The sequence below is a fragment of the Dyella sp. 05T440 genome (assembly GCF_056395965.1).
Genome location: NZ_JBFTKN010000035.1, coordinates 1 through 694, shown reverse-complemented (window position 1 = coordinate 694; position 694 = coordinate 1). Strand labels below are relative to the sequence as shown.

2 tRNA genes and 1 rRNA gene are annotated in these 694 nt (G+C 53.3%); all 3 read left to right on the top strand.

Annotation, left to right across the window (positions count from 1 at the left end):
- Window positions 1-136, top strand: a 16S ribosomal RNA gene (locus AC1DE1_RS20835); the annotation flags it as partial.
- Window positions 137-332: 196 nt separating this feature from the next.
- A tRNA-Ile gene (locus AC1DE1_RS20830) sits at window positions 333-409 on the top strand.
- 11 nt (window positions 410-420) lie between these two features.
- Window positions 421-496, top strand: a tRNA-Ala gene (locus tag AC1DE1_RS20825).
- Window positions 497-694: the final 198 nt, after the last annotated feature.

Sequence of the window (694 nt, the reverse complement as noted above, 5' to 3'; positions counted from 1 at the left end):
CACACCATGGGAGTGAGTTGCTCCAGAAGCCGTTAGTCTAACCGCAAGGGGGACGACGACCACGGAGTGGTTCATGACTGGGGTGAAGTCGTAACAAGGTAGCCGTATCGGAAGGTGCGGCTGGATCACCTCCTTTCGAGAACGACATCCTTCTTCCCCGCAAGACGTCCACACAAGACACCTGCATTTCTTTTCACGCGACATCCGTGTCGCGGAGAGCGAAAATCAAGAAGTCGCCATCCATGGCGACACTCTTCAGATAAATCACGCTTCGTAGCCCCGTTGCTGCGGGACGTGTTTCGCTTTCTGCGCTGCCCGGATATTAGGTTCCCGGGTCTGTAGCTCAGGTGGTTAGAGCGCACCCCTGATAAGGGTGAGGCCGGTGGTTCGAGTCCTCCCAGACCCACCACTAAATCACTTGGGGCCATAGCTCAGCTGGGAGAGCACCTGCTTTGCAAGCAGGGGGTCGTCAGTTCGATCCTGACTGGCTCCACCATTTTGGTGATACGTCGTGAAATGAAAGCAGCGCACACATAAGATTTTAGAAACGAGGCGGCATTGAGGCCGTTCTTGTGTTCATTGAAAACGTAAACGAGTGACAAGCGTCTTGGTTCGAAACCGAATCGAGATGTGTCGTTGAGGCAATTAAGCGAACGCGTTGTTTGGACAGTACGATGATTATCACCTCGTAAGT